13 protein-coding genes are annotated in these 15,207 nt (G+C 69.9%); 10 read left to right on the top strand and 3 right to left on the bottom strand.

All coding sequences use genetic code 11. From position 1 onward, the window contains the following. Positions 1–131 precede the first annotated feature (131 nt). On the bottom strand, positions 132–1,199 hold the full coding sequence (locus A2G96_RS03840) for a CaiB/BaiF CoA transferase family protein (protein WP_062796917.1): 1,068 nt from the start codon (positions 1,197–1,199) through the stop codon (positions 132–134). A gap of 349 nt (positions 1,200–1,548) precedes the next feature. On the opposite strand from A2G96_RS03840, the gene A2G96_RS03835 reads away from it, so the two are divergent. After that, the gene (locus A2G96_RS03835) at positions 1,549–1,989 is read left to right on the top strand and encodes a universal stress protein (RefSeq protein WP_062796914.1); all 441 of its coding nucleotides are present in this window, start codon (positions 1,549–1,551) and stop codon (positions 1,987–1,989) included. A gap of 79 nt (positions 1,990–2,068) precedes the next feature. Here A2G96_RS03835 and A2G96_RS03830 read toward each other — a convergent pair whose 3' ends face one another. After that, positions 2,069–3,127: a serine/threonine protein kinase gene (locus A2G96_RS03830; protein ID WP_062802043.1), complete on the bottom strand. Its 1,059-nt coding sequence runs from the start codon at positions 3,125–3,127 to the stop codon at positions 2,069–2,071. A 19-nt stretch (positions 3,128–3,146) separates the two neighbouring features. Then, entirely contained in the window at positions 3,147–4,685 is a 1,539-nt protein-coding gene (locus tag A2G96_RS03825) for a DEAD/DEAH box helicase (RefSeq protein WP_062796912.1), read from the bottom strand. A gap of 309 nt (positions 4,686–4,994) precedes the next feature. Between A2G96_RS03825 and A2G96_RS03820 the strand changes: the two genes are divergently transcribed. From A2G96_RS03820 to A2G96_RS03780, 9 genes are all read left to right on the top strand, one after another. Further along, on the top strand, positions 4,995–6,680 hold the full coding sequence (locus tag A2G96_RS03820; RefSeq protein ID WP_062796910.1) for a ClcB-like voltage-gated chloride channel protein: 1,686 nt from the start codon (positions 4,995–4,997) through the stop codon (positions 6,678–6,680). 131 nt (positions 6,681–6,811) lie between these two features. Continuing rightward, on the top strand, positions 6,812–7,207 hold the full coding sequence (locus A2G96_RS03815) for a hypothetical protein (RefSeq protein ID WP_062796908.1): 396 nt from the start codon (positions 6,812–6,814) through the stop codon (positions 7,205–7,207). A gap of 90 nt (positions 7,208–7,297) precedes the next feature. Beyond that, on the top strand, positions 7,298–8,650 hold the full coding sequence (miaB, locus tag A2G96_RS03810; protein ID WP_062796905.1) for a tRNA (N6-isopentenyl adenosine(37)-C2)-methylthiotransferase MiaB: 1,353 nt from the start codon (positions 7,298–7,300) through the stop codon (positions 8,648–8,650). Between the two features lie 30 nt (positions 8,651–8,680). Then, positions 8,681–9,688: a PhoH family protein gene (locus A2G96_RS03805; protein WP_062796903.1), complete on the top strand. Its 1,008-nt coding sequence runs from the start codon at positions 8,681–8,683 to the stop codon at positions 9,686–9,688. Then, positions 9,689–10,444 carry an rRNA maturation RNase YbeY gene (gene ybeY, locus A2G96_RS03800; protein ID WP_062796900.1) on the top strand — a complete coding sequence of 252 codons (756 nt, stop codon included), beginning with the start codon at positions 9,689–9,691 and terminating at the stop codon, positions 10,442–10,444. 132 nt (positions 10,445–10,576) lie between these two features. Beyond that, positions 10,577–11,464, top strand: coding sequence for an HlyC/CorC family transporter (locus tag A2G96_RS03795; protein ID WP_062796898.1), 888 nt, complete (start codon positions 10,577–10,579; stop codon positions 11,462–11,464). Next, positions 11,461–13,068, top strand: a complete 1,608-nt coding sequence (lnt, locus tag A2G96_RS03790; RefSeq protein WP_062796895.1) for an apolipoprotein N-acyltransferase — start codon at positions 11,461–11,463, stop codon at positions 13,066–13,068. The genes A2G96_RS03795 and lnt overlap by 4 nt, the downstream gene beginning before the upstream one ends. Before the next feature lie 551 nt (positions 13,069–13,619). Further along, on the top strand, positions 13,620–14,570 hold the full coding sequence (gene glyQ / locus A2G96_RS03785) for a glycine--tRNA ligase subunit alpha (RefSeq protein ID WP_062796893.1): 951 nt from the start codon (positions 13,620–13,622) through the stop codon (positions 14,568–14,570). Further along, on the top strand, positions 14,567–15,205 hold the full coding sequence (locus A2G96_RS03780; protein ID WP_062796891.1) for a hypothetical protein: 639 nt from the start codon (positions 14,567–14,569) through the stop codon (positions 15,203–15,205). The genes glyQ and A2G96_RS03780 overlap by 4 nt, the downstream gene beginning before the upstream one ends. Positions 15,206–15,207: the final 2 nt, after the last annotated feature.

The raw sequence follows: 15,207 nt of genomic DNA, 5'->3' as shown, positions 1-15,207 counted from the left end.
CCTTGATGCGCCGAATTCTCACTGCGCGGACGCAGCAGATTCTGCACGAGAGTCAGGCTTTTCCTTCGATGACGCGGCTGGCGACAAATGGCTGCAGCGCCGGCCATTCCGTCGCGGTTGTTGCGCCCCGGTCATTCGGTCCCGGCCGGCAGGAAGCGCGGCGCGGGCGCGGAGCGCGGCACCTCGCGCTCGCCCTGCTGATACAGCCGGTACGTGCCGCGCGCCTGGTTGTGCGGATGGCGCGCGGCCTCGTCCAGCGTCAGCACGCGCGCGAAGCATACGTCGGTGCCGCCCAGCACGGACTCCCAATGCGTGCTCGGCCTGGCGGCAATCGCCGCGGCGATGCGGGCCTTGACCGCCGGCCACTGGGCGCGGTCGTACTGCGCGGCCGGGTCGATATCGGTCAGTTCCAGGCGCTCGAGCAGTTCGCGGTAGAACTGCGGTTCGAGCGCACCGAGCGTGATAGCGCGCCCGTCCGCGCACGGGAACACGTCATAGAACGGCGAGTCATGGAACGGGCTCGGTTGCGGGCCGCCCAGCGTGCCGGCCGCGCGCGACACCTGCACCAGCGAGCCGAGCATGGCGACGATGTCGGTGATGGCGGCATCGACCACGCAGCCCTCGCCGCTGGCGCGCGCGCTGAGGATGGCGCTGGTGATGCCGAACGCCAGCCCGAGCGCGCCGGTGGCGTCGCCCATCACGGTCGGCGGCACCATCGGCAGGCTGCCTTCGCGCGCGGCCATCGACAGCAGGCCGGTCAGCGCGATGTAGTTGAGGTCATGTCCGGCGCTCTGCGACAGCGGGCCGGTCTGGCCCCAGCCGGTCATGCGGCCGTAGACCAGGCGCGGATTGCGCGCATGGCAGGCCTTGGGGCCCAGCCCCAGGCGCTCCATCGCGCCGGGACGCAGGCCCTCGATCAGCGCGTCGGCGCAGGCGACCAGGCCGAGCGCGGCGGCCACGTCCGCGGGCGCCTTCAGGTTCAGCTGCACCACGCGCTTGCCGTGTTCCAGCTCCATCTCGGCCGGCACCGGCTGGCCGCGCAGGATGCGGCGCGCGTCGGGCGCCACCGGGCGCGTCACCAGCGTGACCTCGGCGCCGAGGCCGGCCAGCATGGCGCCGCACAACGGGCCGGGGCCGATGCCTTCGAATTCCACGACCTTGATACCGCGCAGGGGCTGCAGGTTGCCGCGCTCACTCATGATGGTTGTCTCCGGTTCGCCGCCTGCGCGCGCCGTGGCGGGAGGCGGCTGGTATTGGTGGTTGGATCGTCTGCCCGTTGCCGCACGGGCGGGCCATGCGGGCCCTGGGGCTCGGGAGCATGCTACGCGCCGCCGTGTTGACGAGGCAATGGCCAAATGCATCAGCCGCAATGACGGATTAAATCAACGAAGCGGCTGACCGGTGATCGCACCACGAAATCGGACAATTCCGATCCGACTTGATCTGAATCGCATCCTGGCGGGACACTAGGGGGCATGATGGTTCCAGATGGCGTTGCGGCCACATGGTCGCGGCGCTTCCGACAGCCCCCATCCAGGAGATCCCGCCATGACCAATATCGTCCTCGCCACCGACGGCTCGGCCTTCAGCGACGCCGCGGCGCGCTTTATCGCGCAAGGCAAGCTGCTGCAGGACGGCTTCACCGTGCATGTCGTGCATGTCGCGCCCGAAGTCAGCGGCCAGGTACGCGCTTTCGTCAGCAAGGAAACCATCGACGACTGGCACAAGGAAGCCAGCGACAAGGCCATGGCGGGGGTCTGCGATATCCTCGCCGCGGCCAATGTGCCGTTCGAGCGGCACCCGCTGCACGGCTTCGCGCCCGAGCGCATCGTCGCCTACGCGAACTCGGTCGACGCCGCGGCCATCGTGATGGGCACGCATGGGCGCGGGTCGTTCTTCGATGCCGTAATTGGTTCGGTGGCGGGCCGGGTGCTGGCCCAGGCGGACTGTCCGGTGGTGCTGGTCAAGGCCCCGGAAAAGAAGGGTTAAGTGCCCGACTGACCGGCGGTGCCGCAACGGCCCCGCCTCGCGGCTGGCTTCAGGCGGCTTCAGGCGGCTTCAGGCGGCTTCAGGCGCCCCACAGGGGCGCTTCGTCCATCAGCGCGACCTGTTCGCGCAATTCCAGGATCCGGTCCTGCCAGTAGCGCGCGGTGCCGAACCACGGGAAGGCGGCCGGAAACGCCGGGTCGGCCCAGCGGCTGGCGAGCCACGCGCTGTAGTGCAGCAGCCGCAGCGTGCGCAGCGCTTCCACCAGCCACAGCTCGCGCGTGTGGAACTCCGCGAAATCCTCGTAGCCCGCAACGATATCGGCAAGCTGGCCTTGCATCGCCGCGCGGTCGCCCTCGAGCAGCATCCAGATGTCCTGGATCGCCGGGGCCATGCGGCTGTCGTCGAAGTCGACAAAATGCGGGCCCGGCTCGCCATGGACGCCGCCGCGGGCGTCGTCCTCGTCGATCCACAGCACATTGCCGCGATGGCAGTCGCCATGGACGCGCAGCAGCCGCACGTCGCCGGCGCGCTCATAGCAGCGCTGCACGCCGTCCAGCGCCAGCTGCGCCACCGACTGCCAGGCCGGCAGCAGGTCGGCCGGAATGCAGCCGCTGGCGAGCAGCCAGTCGCGCGGGGCAATGCCGAAGGTGTCGAGATCCAGCGCCGGGCGCGCCTGGTAGGGCTGGGCCGCGCCCAGCGCATGGATGCGGCCGATGAAGCGGCCCAGCCAGGTCAGCGTATCGGCGCGGTCCAGCGCCGGCTCGCGCCCGCCGCAGCGGGGGAAGACCGCAAAGCGGAAGCCCGCGTGATGCCGCAGCGTGCCGGCCTCGCCCGGTGCCAGCGCCATGGCCGGCACGGCGGGAATCTCGGCATCGGCCAGCTGCTGCACGAACGCGTGCTCTTCCAGGATGGCCGCATCGGTCCAGCGGCCCGGGCGGTAGAACTTGGCGATGACCGGCGCGGCGTCCTCGATGCCCACCTGCCAGACCCGGTTCTCGTAGCTGTTGAGCGCCAGCAGGCGCCCGTCGGGGCGCAGGCCGGCGCCCTCGAGCGCGTCCAGCATCAACTCCGGCGTCAAGCCGGCATATGGGACACCGGAGGGAACACCAGAGTCGGCGGGGGCGTCGGACGCGTGCATGGTGCCGGCCGGTTCCGCGTTAGCGCGCCGGCTTGCGGTTGCCGCCCAGCAGCGCCGCCTGCGGCGCCGGACGGCGGTTGCGCGCCGGTGCCGGTGCGGCGTCATTGGGCTGGCTCGCGGGCTGGCGTACGGGCTGGGCCGTGGCGCGTTGCGGGCGTGCCTGCTCCTGGCCGTCGCGGCGCGGCGCGGGGTTGCGCGCGCCGGCGGGCTGGGCGGCCCGGTTGCCGTTAGCGGCGCCGTTGCCGCGCTGGCCCTGGCCCTGCCCCTGGCGCGCGGGACGCTGGCGCTGCGCGCCTTCGCCATCGCCGGCCGGACGCGCCTCGGCCCGTCCGCGGCCCTGGCCCTGGCCGCCACCGCCACGTTGCTGGCGGCCCTTCTGGATCGGCTCGGGCGCGATGCTGGGGTCGACTTCGAAGCCCGGCAGCACGGTCTGTTCGAGCTTGCGCTTGATCAGGCGTTCGATATCGCGCAGCAGCCCCAGCTCGTCCACGCACACCAGCGAGATCGCCTCGCCCTCGGCGCCGGCGCGGCCGGTGCGGCCGATGCGGTGGACGTAGTCCTCGGGCACGTTGGGCAGGTCGAAGTTGACCACGTGCGGCAGCTGGTCGATGTCGATGCCGCGCGCGGCGATATCTGTCGCCACCAGCAGCCGCAGCGTGCCGGCCTTGAATTCGGTCAGTGCGCGGGTGCGTGCCGACTGGCTCTTGTTGCCGTGGATCGCCAGCGCCGACAGGCCGTCCTTGGTCAGCTGCTCGGCCAGCCGGTTGGCGCCATGCTTGGTGCGCGTGAATACCAGCACCTGGTGCCAGTCGTGCTGGCGCACCAGGTGGGCCAGCAGTTCGCGCTTGCGTTCGCGGTCGACCGGGTAGACGCGCTGGTCCACGGTCTCGGCGGTGGTGTTGCGCCGCGCGACCTCGATCGACGCGGGGTTGTTCAGCAGGCGGTCGGCCAGCGCGCGGATATCGTCCGAGAACGTCGCCGAGAACAGCAGGTTCTGGCGCTTGGCCGGCAGCACGTTGAGGATCTTGCGGATATCGTGGATGAAGCCCATGTCGAGCATGCGGTCGGCTTCATCGAGCACCAGCAGTTCCACCTGCGACAGGTCGATGGTGCGCTGTGACACGTGGTCCAGCAGGCGGCCCGGCGTGGCCACGACGATCTCCACGCCGCGCTTGAGCTGCTCGATCTGCGGGTTGATGCCGACCCCGCCGAACATCACCATCGAGCGCACGCGCAGGTACTTGCCGTAGTTGCGCACGCTCTCCTCAACCTGCGCCGCCAGCTCGCGCGTCGGAGTCAGCACCAGCGCGCGCACCGCCACGCGGCCGCCGCGCGGGGCGCCGCCGGCCTGGCGGGCGGCGGTTTCGGACAGCAGCTGCAGCATCGGCAGGGTAAAGCCGGCGGTCTTGCCGGTGCCGGTCTGCGCGCCGGCGAGCAGGTCGCCGCCCTTGAGGATGGCGGGAATTGCCTGGGCCTGGATGGGAGTCGGGGTGGTGTAGCCCTGTTCGGCTACGGCACGCACAATCTTTTCGGACAAGCCGAGTTCGGAAAAAGACATGAATTGCTGCTTGGGCCATCGCTGCGCGCGCAGAGCGCCAGACGCCGGATGGCTCCTTGTAATCGATCGGAATCGGAACGCGAACGCCGGGAAGCCGGCGTGGCAGGCCACCGGCCCGCCCGCGAAGGAAAGAGCGGTAGTGTACCAGTCCGGCGCGGGCGGGTTATGCACCCCAACCCGCAACCGACTGGCCACGGATGCGCGCCGGCGCACATAGCGTCGGCGCGGGTGGCGCTGCGCTATCATGACGGCCTCGGGCCGCCCGGCCGCCTCCGCCGGCACGTCGCCCCGCCTGCCCGGAAAGCCGCCATGCGCTTGCGTTTCCTCGAAGACCAGGAAGTCACACTGCTCGCGGCCATCCCGGTCGGGATCGTCGCCGCCATCGCCACCACGCTGTTCAAGGAAGCGCTGGACGGCGCGGGCTTGGTACTGTTTTCCAGCCATGCCGACGTGGTCACGGTATTCGCGACGCTGGCGCTGGCGTGGCGCGTGGTGGTGCCGGCGGTCGGCGGCGCGCTCGCGGGCGGCCTGCTGGTGCTGGCCAACCGCCTGGCCAGCACCCATCCCGGCGCCACCGACTATATGGAAGCGGTCGCCAACGGCAGCGGCCGGCTGCCGGTGCGGATCACGCTGCTGCGCTCGCTGTCTTCGTTCTTCTCGATCGTCAGCGGCAGCTCGGTCGGCAAGGAGGGCGCGATGATCCAGCTGGCGGCGCTGTGCGGGTCGCTGTTCCCGTCGACCCGGATCGAGCGCGGCGCCGGCTCCAACATGCGCCGCATGCTGACCGCCTGCGGCGCCGCGGCGGGCCTGGCCACCGTCTACCACACGCCGTTTTCTGCCGCCGTCTTTGTCGCTGAAGTGGTGTTCGGCGCGCTCGCGGTGCAGCGCCTGATGCCGCTGTTCCTGGCCTCGGTCGCCGGCGCCATGGTCAGCCAGTGGCACGGCGGGCTGCAGCCGCTCTATCCCGGCCTCGATATCGCCCCGGACCTGCGCCCGCAGATATTGCTGGCCGCGGCGGCGCTGGGCGTGGCCGCCGGCATCGCGGGCGCGCTGTTCCTGCGCGCGGCCGGCTTCGCGCGCAGCCGCTTCGCGGCGCTGCCGGGCGGGCCGGTGGCGCGGCTGGCGCTGGGTGGCGCGCTGGTCGGCGTGCTGGCGATGGCGGTGCCGGAGGTGGTCGGCAACGGCTTTTCCACCATCCAGACCCTGCTGCAGGAGCAGCCGCTGAGCGTGCCGGTGGCCGCCGTGCTGCTGGCCAAGCTGGCAGCGACGGTGATCAGCATGGGCTCGGGCGCGGTCGGCGGCGTGTTCACGCCGTCCCTGTTCGTCGGCGCGGCGCTGGGCCAGCTGCTGGCGCTGGGCATGCAGGGCACGGCGGCGGGCGCGGCGCCGCTGCTGCCGCTGGTGGGCATGAGCGCATTCCTGGCGGCGACCAGCCAGGCGCCGCTGATGTCGGTGCTGATGGTGTTCGAGATGACGCTGGCGCCGGCGCTGCTGCTGCCGTCGATGATCGGCGCGGTGGCGGCGTACTACACCGCGTCGCGCTGCCAGACGCTGTCGCTGTACAGCGTGATCTCCGAGCGCGCGCAGGCGTCGGCGGCCGCCGAGCATGCCCGCACGCTGACGCTGGCCGGCCTGTGCGACCCGACCGACACCGTGCTCGACCCCGGCGCCACGCTGGCCGCCGCCGCCGACAAGTTTGCCGAGACCGGCACGCGCTACCTCTACCTGGTGCAGGCCGACGGCCGCCTGCTGGGCGCGCTGTCGATCCATGCCTTGCAGCGCGCGCTGCGCGAGGGCGCGCCCGACGATGTGCTGGCGCTGGCCGAGCGCGACTTCCCGGCGCTGACGCCGGACTCGCGGCTGCGCGACGCCCTGGCGGTATTCGCCGAGCACGGCATCAACCGGATCCCGCTGGTGCGCGACCCGGCCGGGCGCGAACTGATGGGCACGGTGTCCAAGCAGCGCGTGCTGCAAGAGGCATCCTGCCTGTTCTGACGCCGCCTGCCTGCCGAACCGCCTGCCACACCAAGCCGGCGCCGGCGAGGTAAAATGCGCGGTTGCCCGCCGTTCGGCCACGGCCCGCGGGCCATCCACCCACCGCACCGCCCTATTTGCCGGAGTTCCCCATGCCAGCAGGTCGTGATACGCGCCGCGAGGCGCCGGAGACCATGACATCCAGCCGCCTGCGCAAGCGTTGGGCCGGACTGGCGTGCGGCGCGGTGCTGCTGCTCGGCGCGGCGGTCGCCGCGGCCCAGCCGGTGCGCGCAATTCCGGCCGATGCGGCGGCCGCCAGGCTGGTCATCGACGCGCCGTCGGCCGGCGCGCCGCAGACCGCCACGCTCGACGGCAAGCGCGTAGGCGTGGCGCCGGGCCTGCGTCTGTTCGGCGCCGACAACCAGTTGCTGGCCAGCGCCGCGGTGGCGGGCCGGAAGCTGCTGGTGCGGTACAAGCTGGACCTGTACGGCCAGCTGCTGACCGCGTGGGTGCTGAGCGAAGCCGAACAGCAGGCGCTGAAAAAATAACCCACCCCGAAGTGCGACCGGCGTGCCCCACGCGCCGGCCGTGTTGTTGCAACACCCTGATGCCCCCAGGTCAACCACTGAGATCGGCATATGAAGAAAGTTTTCGTCAAGACGTACGGCTGCCAGATGAACGAGTACGACTCGGACAAGATGGTCGACGTCCTCAACGCCAGCCAGGGGCTGGAGCCCACCGACAACGTCGAAGACGCCGACGTGATCCTGTTCAACACCTGCTCGGTGCGCGAGAAGGCGCAGGAGAAGGTGTTCTCCGAGCTGGGCCGGATGAAGGCGCTCAAGGCCGCCAAGCCCGACCTCGTGATCGGCGTGGGCGGCTGCGTCGCCAGCCAGGAAGGCGCCAGCATCGTCTCGCGCGCGCCCTATGTCGACGTGGTGTTCGGCCCGCAGACGCTGCACCGCCTGCCTGAGCTGATCGCGCGCCGCCAGCGCACCGGCCAGTCGCAGGTCGACATCTCCTTCCCCGAGATCGAGAAGTTCGACCATCTGCCGCCCGCGCGTGTCGAGGGCCCGAGCGCGTTCGTGTCGATCATGGAAGGCTGCTCCAAGTACTGCAGCTACTGCGTGGTGCCGTACACGCGCGGCGAGGAAGTGTCGCGCCCGTTCGAGGACGTGCTGGCCGAGGTCGCCGGCCTGGCCGACCAGGGCGTGCGCGAAGTCACGCTGCTGGGGCAGAACGTCAATGCCTACCGCGGCAAGATGGGCGACACCAGCGAGATCGCCGACTTCGCGCTGCTGATCGAGTACGTGGCCGAGATCCCCGGCATCGAGCGCATCCGCTACACCACCAGCCATCCCAAGGAATTCACCTCGCGCCTGGTCGAGCTGTACGGCCGCTGCGACAAACTGGTCAACCACCTGCACCTGCCGGTGCAGCATGCGTCCGACCGCATCCTGATGGCGATGAAGCGCGGCTACAGCGTGCTGGAATACAAGAGCATCATCCGCCGGCTGCGCGCGCTGCGCCCGGACATGTCGATGTCGTCGGACTTTATCGTCGGCTTCCCCGGCGAGACCGATGCCGACTTCGACAAGCTGATGGCGATGATCGAGGAGATCGGCTACGACACCTCGTTCTCGTTCATCTTCAGCCCGCGCCCGGGCACGCCCGCGGCCAACCTGCACGACGACACCCCGCGCGAGGTCAAGCTTCAGCGCCTGCAGCGGCTGCAGGCCACGATCGAGGAAAACGTGCAGCGCATCAGCCGGAACATGGTCGGCACGGTGCAGCGCATCCTGGTCGAGGGCCCGGCGCGCAAAGACCCGACCGAGCTGCATGGCCGCACCGAGAACAACCGCGTGGTCAACTTCGCGCTGCCCGGGGTGCCGCAGGCCGGCCGCGACCGGCTGGTCGGCCAGCTGGTCGATGTCAGCATCACGCAGGCGTTTCCGCACTCGCTGCGCGGCGAGATCGTGGTGCGCCAGTAACGCACCAGCAACCGAGGCCATCGCCCACCGATGAAAATCCCTTCCGCAGAATTTGTCGCCCCGCGGGACGACAACACCCGGCTGCAGAACCTGTGCGGCCCGCTCGACGAGAACCTGCGCCAGATCGAGCAGGCGCTGGACGTGACCATCCAGCGCCGCGGCCACCGCATGACCATCCGCGGCACCCACGCGCAGGATGCCGCGCTGGCGCTGGAGCGCTTCTACAACCAGGCGCGCACGCCGCTGTCGATCGACGACGTGCAGCTGGGCCTGGTCGAGACCCGCCAGCTGAGCGCGCATGGCAGCTACCTGCCCGGCAACGGCAACGGCGATGACGACGAGGCCGAGCGCGAGGAAGGCGACGAATCGCCGGTGCTGCATACCCGCCGCACCGGCCTGCAGGGCCGCACCGTGGCGCAGCGCGACTACCTGCGCAATATCCTGTCGCACGACCTGACCATGGGCATTGGCCCGGCCGGCACCGGCAAGACCTACCTGGCGGTGGCGTGCGCGGTCGACGCGCTCGAGCGCGACGCGGTCAAGCGCATCGTGCTGACGCGCCCCGCGGTGGAAGCCGGCGAACGGCTCGGCTTCCTGCCCGGCGACCTGGCGCAGAAGGTCGACCCCTACCTGCGCCCGCTGTACGACGCGCTGTACGACCTGCTCGGCTTCGACCGCACGCAGAAGATGTTCGAGCGGCAGATGATCGAGATCGCGCCGCTGGCGTACATGCGCGGGCGCACGCTGAACCATGCCTTCATCATCCTGGACGAGGCGCAGAACACCACGCCCGAGCAGATGAAGATGTTCCTGACCCGCATCGGCTTCGGCTCCAAGGCGGTGATCACCGGCGACACCACCCAGATCGACCTGCCCAAGGGCCAGAAGAGCGGCCTGGTCGAAGCGCAGCACGTGCTGCGCGACGTGCGCGGCATCGCCTGCACCCGCTTTACCAGCATCGACGTGGTGCGCCATCCGCTGGTGGCGCGCATCGTCGATGCCTATGACGAATATCACGCCCAGCACAAGGACGCTTAATTGAAATCGCAGAAATCCCAGTCTTCCGGCGTCAGCCTGACCCTGTTCGACGGCGAAGGCCGCGCGCGCAAGAGCGCCGCGCACGCGCTGCGGGTGCAGCTGCCCGACGGCCGCAGCCTGACGCTGGACCTGACCCAGGCCGCCGACGGCGTGGTCGCGCTGCTGGCCGAGCACACCGATACCAGGCAGCAGGCCGGCCTGCTGGTGCGCCCGGACAACCATGACGCGCTGTCGGTGGCGGTGACCGCCACGCCGCTAACCACCACCACCGGCACTCCGGCCACGCCGCCGGCGCTGGAGCTGGAAGTCCAGCACGGCGACGGCATCGGCAAGGGCAACGGCCTGCCGGCGCGGCGCAAGCTGGAGACCTGGGTCAAGTCGGCGCTGTACGCCGACGCCGCGCTGACCATCCGCTTCGTCGGCGAGGAAGAGGGGCGCACGCTGAACCGCACTTATCGCGGCAAGGACTACGCCACCAATGTGCTGACCTTTGCCTACGCCGAGCGCGAGGAAGACCCGGTCAGCGGCGACATCGTGCTGTGCTGCCCGGTGGTGGAGGCCGAGGCGCGCGCCCAGCGCAAGCCGCTCGAGGCGCACTACGCCCACCTGGTCGTGCATGGCGTGCTGCACGCGCAAGGCTACGAGCACGAGGACGACGCCGAGGCCGAGGAAATGGAAGCGATCGAGACCGAGACGCTGCAGGCGCTCGGCTATGCCGATCCGTACCGGGCGGAGAAGGCCGACCGGGCCGCGTGATGCGGCTGCCGCAGGGGGCGCCGGCGAGCGTCTCCTGCCGCACATATAAAGCCCGGCCACGGCCCGCCGTCACGGGACCGACGGGCTTTTAGTGTATCCTTCAGACGATCTCCACCACGCGCTCGCCGCGAAATGAACGACCCCTATCCCAGTTCGAAGCCCGCTTACCTGAAGCAGGCCGATCGGCCCAGATCGCTGCTCGAACGCCTGTCAGACCTGATCTCCCCCGAGCCGGACACCCGCGCGGAATTGCTTGAAGTGCTCCAGGAAGCGCACGAGCGCAGCCTGATCGATGCCGATTCCCTGTCGATGATCGAGGGCGTGTTCCAGGTTTCCGAACTGACCGCCGCCGACATCATGGTGCCGCGCGCGCAGATGGATATGGTCAATATCGCCGACGCGCCCGAGACCTTCATCCCCTTCATGCAGCAGACCGCGCACTCGCGCTTCCCGGTCTATGAAGGCAGCCGCGACAACATCATCGGCATCCTGCTGGCCAAGGACCTGCTGCGCTACTACACCGACCCCGCCTTCGACCTGCGCGAGACCCTGCGCCCGGCGGTGTTCATCCCCGAATCCAAGCGCCTGAACATCCTGCTGCGCGAGTTCCGCATCAACCGCAACCACATTGCCATGGTCGTCGACGAATACGGCGGCGTGGCCGGGCTGGTGACGATCGAGGACGTGCTGGAACAGATCGTCGGCGATATCGAGGACGAGTTCGACCTCGACGAGGACCAGGACAATATCCTGCCGATGCCCGACGGCAGCTGGCGCGTGCACGGCCTGACCGAGATCGCGCAGTTCAACGAGGCCTTCGGCACGGGCTTCTCCGACCACGATGTCGACACGGTCGGCGGGCTGCTGTCGAACCACGTGGGCCACGTGCCCCATCGCGGCGAGGTCATCACGCTGCCGCCGATCCGCTTCGAAGTGCTGCGCGCCGACGCGCGTCAGGTGCACCTGCTGCAGGTGCATCGCGAAGCCAACGCCGACAGCGCCAGCGCGGCCAGCGCATGAAGCTTCCCGCCCCGCTCCCCGACGGCGCCGCTGCCGACGCCGGCGCCACCGGCGTGCCCGGCACGCGCGCACGCTCGCGCGCCGCGACGCTGGCGCGGCTGCTGCTGGCCGGCGTGCTCGGCATCGCCCATACCCAGGCCTTCGCCCCGCATGACTGGTGGTGGCTGCAGATCCTGTCGCTGGCCGGACTGGCCGCGCTGATCGCCGACGCGCCGCGCGCACGCGTGGCCGGCGCGATCGGCTATGCCTTCGGGCTGGGCTGGTTCCTGTCCGGGATCTGGTGGCTCTATATCAGCATGCACGTGTACGGCGAGATGCCGTCGTGGATGGCCGCGCTGGCGGTGGTGCTGTTCTCGGGCTTCCTGTCGCTCTACCCCGCGCTGGCCGGCGCGCTCTGGCACCGGCTCACTGCGCGCCTGCCCGCGGGCACGCTGATCGCGCCGCTGGCGTTCGGCGCGGCGTGGGGCCTGACTGAATGGCTGCGCGGCGTGGTGTTCACCGGCTTCCCGTGGCTGTCGGGCGGCTATGCGCATGCCGACGGCCCGCTGGCGGGCTTTGCGCCGGTGCTGGGGGTGTATGGCATCGGCGCGCTGGCCGCGGCGGTGGCGGCACTGCTGACCGCCGCGGTGCGCGGGCTCGGCCGTGGCGAACGGCGGCGCGCGCTGGGTGCGCTGGCGCTGGCCCTGCTGGTGCCCGCCGCCGGCGCGGCGCTGGCGCAGGTGGCGTGGACCACGCCCGCCGGCAAGCCGCTGACGGTGCGGCTGCTGCAAGGCAACGTGGCGCAGGACATCAAGTTCGAGCCCGCCGGCATCCAGCGCTCGATCGAGCTGTACCGCGACATGATCACGGCGGCGCCGGCCGACCTGGTGGTGACGCCAGAAACCGCGTTCCCGGTGATCCTGCAGGAATTGCCGGTCGACGTCGCCATCGCCGTGCGCGACTTCACGCTGCAAAGCGGCACCACGGTGCTGTTCGGCGCCGCCGGCGCCGATTCCCCGGTCGACTTCACCAACAGCGTGTTCGGCCTGGGCCCGGAAACCGAGCGCCTGTACCGCTACAACAAGCATCACCTGGTGCCGTTCGGCGAATTCATCCCGCTCGGCTTCCGCTGGTTCGTCGACATGATGAAGATGCCGCTGGGCGACTTCCGCCGCGGCGGGCTGGACCAGGCCTCGCTGCCGGTGCGGGGCGTGCGCGTGGCGCCGAACATCTGCTACGAGGATTTGTTCGGCGAAGAGATCGCGCAGACGCTGCGCCAGCAGCCGGCGCCGGCCAACCTGCTGGCCAACCTGACCAACCTGGCGTGGTTCGGCGACACCATCGCGCTGGACCAGCACCTGCAGATCTCGCGCATGCGGGCGCTGGAAACGCGCCGGCCGATGCTGCGCTCGACCAATACCGGCATGACCGCGGTGGTGCGCCCGGACGGCTCGGTGCAGCAACGCCTGCCCACCTTCACCGTCGGCACGCTGACGGCCGAGGTGCAGGGCATGCAGGGGCTGACGCCCTATATCCGCTGGGGCAACGCGCCGGTGCTGGCGCTGATGGCGCTGGTGCTGGGGCTGGCGGCGTGGCGCGTGCGCCGGGCAGGCAGGGGCGACTGAAAGCGCAAGGCCAGCCAGGCGCCCGGCGCCGCGGCGCACTGCGGCAGGCCCGGTGCCACGGGCGCGTCAGTGGCGCGCCGGCAGGTTCAGTTCACCAGCCCGGTCACCACGGACACGGTGGCCGCGGCGATCATGACCGCGATGGCGACCAGATAAGGTTTGCGAGAAAGAAGTGCCATGATCGGAATGTCCCCATCGATAATCAGTTCCTGACATACGGCTGCCGCGGCGGGGCCTGGCGGCCGCCGTGCCTGCATACCGGCACGGACTGTCAATCGCAACGCTCTGAAACGGGTTGCTTACTCATACTGTATACAAAAACGTTATCGGCAAGCAGCGGCGCGACTTGAAATCCGGCTCAGTATTTTCCCGATGCGTTGCGCAGGGCCGACATCGGCTGGCCTGCCCGGCCATCGGTGCGTGCCCTATGCAGCCCTGCCAAACGGGGCGCCGCGCTAAAAAGCCGATAGAATTCAGGGTTTGGCAAAATCCGTATGCGGCGGCTCGCGCACGCGCTGCCCGGGCTCCGCTTGCCTCTACCTAGTCTTCCTATGCTGACCTTCCAACAAATGATTCTGACCCTGCAGGCCTACTGGGACCGGCAGGGCTGCGCGCTGTTGCAACCCATCGATCTGGAGGTCGGCGCCGGCACTTCCCACGTACACACCTTCCTGCGCGCGATCGGCCCCGAGCCGTGGCGGGCCGCCTACGTGCAGCCGTCGCGGCGCCCCAAGGACGGCCGCTACGGCGAGAACCCGAACCGGCTGCAGCACTACTACCAGTACCAGGTGGTGCTCAAGCCCGCGCCGGAGAACATCCTGGAGCTGTACCTGGGCTCGCTCGAGGCGCTCGGCCTGGACCTGAAGCAGAACGACATCCGCTTCGTCGAGGACGACTGGGAAAACCCCACGCTGGGCGCCTGGGGCCTGGGCTGGGAAGTCTGGCTCAACGGCATGGAGGTGACCCAGTTCACCTACTTCCAGCAGGTGGGCGGCATCGACTGCAAGCCCATCACCGGCGAAATCACCTACGGCATCGAACGCCTGGCGATGTACCTGCAGAAGGTCGAGAACGTCTACGACCTGGTCTGGACCGAGTGGGTCGAGAACGGCGAGACGCGCCGCCTGACCTATGGCGACGTGTACCACCAGAACGAGGTGGAGCAATCCACCTACAACTTCGAGCACAGCAACACCGAAATCCTGTTCCGCCATTTCGCCGAGCACGAGGGCGAGGCCAGGCGGCTGATGGGCACTGGCGACGGCGCTGAGCCCGGCCAGGACACCGGCACGCGCCTGGCGCTGCCGGCCTACGAACAGGTGCTCAAGGCCGCGCACACCTTCAACCTGCTCGATGCGCGCGGCGCGATCTCGGTCACCGAGCGCGCGGCGTATATCGGCCGCATCCGCAACCTGTCGCGCCAGGTGGCGCAGGCCTACTACGACTCGCGCGAAGCGCTCGGCTTCCCGATGTGCGGCCAGCGCGACGGAGCGCGGGCATGAGGCTGCTGGCGCGCAGCGCGCTGGGCTGCGCCCTGGCCCTCGCCACGCTGGCCGCGGCGGGCAATGCCGCCGGTGCGCGCGCGCAGGCCGCTCCCAGCGCGCAGGTGCTGATGCTGCCGGCCGAACTGAGCAATGTGTGCGAGGCCGACGCGCAGGCGCTGCAGCTGGCGATGGCGCGCCAGTGGCGGCCGTCGCTGAACGCGCTGGACCAGTGGACGCAGCTGGTGCGCTCGTTCTCGTGCGACCTGTCGGGCCAGCGCGACCTGGGCTGGCACCGGGTGCCGCTGCGCGCCTATGAAAGCGCGATCCGCTACCCGCTGACCTGGGTCGAGACGGAAACCCACAACGGCCGCACCCGGCGCAAGGTCAAGACCTATTACTCGGCCTCGCAACTGCCGCCGAAGATCGATTTCTGGGTCGGCGGGCGCATCGACGAAATCCGCTACGACAAGCGCCTGCGCCGCATCGACGCGCGCTTCCCGGCCGCGGGCAGCCGCGGTGGCAGCAATGGCGCCGCCAGCGCCGCCGCCGCCGCAGCCGCCGCGCAATGCGCCTATACCACGCTGCAATTCCGGCAACAGAACGGCCTGTGGCTGCTGTCCGGAGTCGAACCTAATCTTTCGCCGCGCTGCTGAGC

Origin of the sequence: Cupriavidus nantongensis (assembly GCF_001598055.1) — a bacterium.
In the GTDB taxonomy this organism is placed as follows: domain Bacteria; phylum Pseudomonadota; class Gammaproteobacteria; order Burkholderiales; family Burkholderiaceae; genus Cupriavidus; species Cupriavidus nantongensis.
Note: the sequence above shows the minus strand (reverse complement) of the source record. Positions and strands in the feature narration are given on the sequence as shown.

Bases quoted from the DNA above. Each gene is read 5' to 3' on its own strand.
- A2G96_RS03840 (WP_062796917.1), bottom strand. From the start codon at position 1,199: ATGAGTGAGCGCGGCAACCTGCAGCCCCTGCGCGGTATCAAGGTCGTG.
- A2G96_RS03835 (WP_062796914.1), top strand. From the start codon at position 1,549: ATGACCAATATCGTCCTCGCCACCGACGGCTCGGCCTTCAGCGACGCC.
- A2G96_RS03830 (WP_062802043.1), bottom strand. From the start codon at position 3,127: ATGCACGCGTCCGACGCCCCCGCCGACTCTGGTGTTCCCTCCGGTGTC.
- A2G96_RS03825 (WP_062796912.1), bottom strand. From the start codon at position 4,685: ATGTCTTTTTCCGAACTCGGCTTGTCCGAAAAGATTGTGCGTGCCGTA.
- A2G96_RS03820 (WP_062796910.1), top strand. From the start codon at position 4,995: ATGCGCTTGCGTTTCCTCGAAGACCAGGAAGTCACACTGCTCGCGGCC.
- A2G96_RS03815 (WP_062796908.1), top strand. From the start codon at position 6,812: ATGCCAGCAGGTCGTGATACGCGCCGCGAGGCGCCGGAGACCATGACA.
- miaB (WP_062796905.1), top strand. From the start codon at position 7,298: ATGAAGAAAGTTTTCGTCAAGACGTACGGCTGCCAGATGAACGAGTAC.
- A2G96_RS03805 (WP_062796903.1), top strand. From the start codon at position 8,681: ATGAAAATCCCTTCCGCAGAATTTGTCGCCCCGCGGGACGACAACACC.
- A2G96_RS03795 (WP_062796898.1), top strand. From the start codon at position 10,577: ATGAACGACCCCTATCCCAGTTCGAAGCCCGCTTACCTGAAGCAGGCC.
- lnt (WP_062796895.1), top strand. From the start codon at position 11,461: ATGAAGCTTCCCGCCCCGCTCCCCGACGGCGCCGCTGCCGACGCCGGC.
- glyQ (WP_062796893.1), top strand. From the start codon at position 13,620: ATGCTGACCTTCCAACAAATGATTCTGACCCTGCAGGCCTACTGGGAC.
- A2G96_RS03780 (WP_062796891.1), top strand. From the start codon at position 14,567: ATGAGGCTGCTGGCGCGCAGCGCGCTGGGCTGCGCCCTGGCCCTCGCC.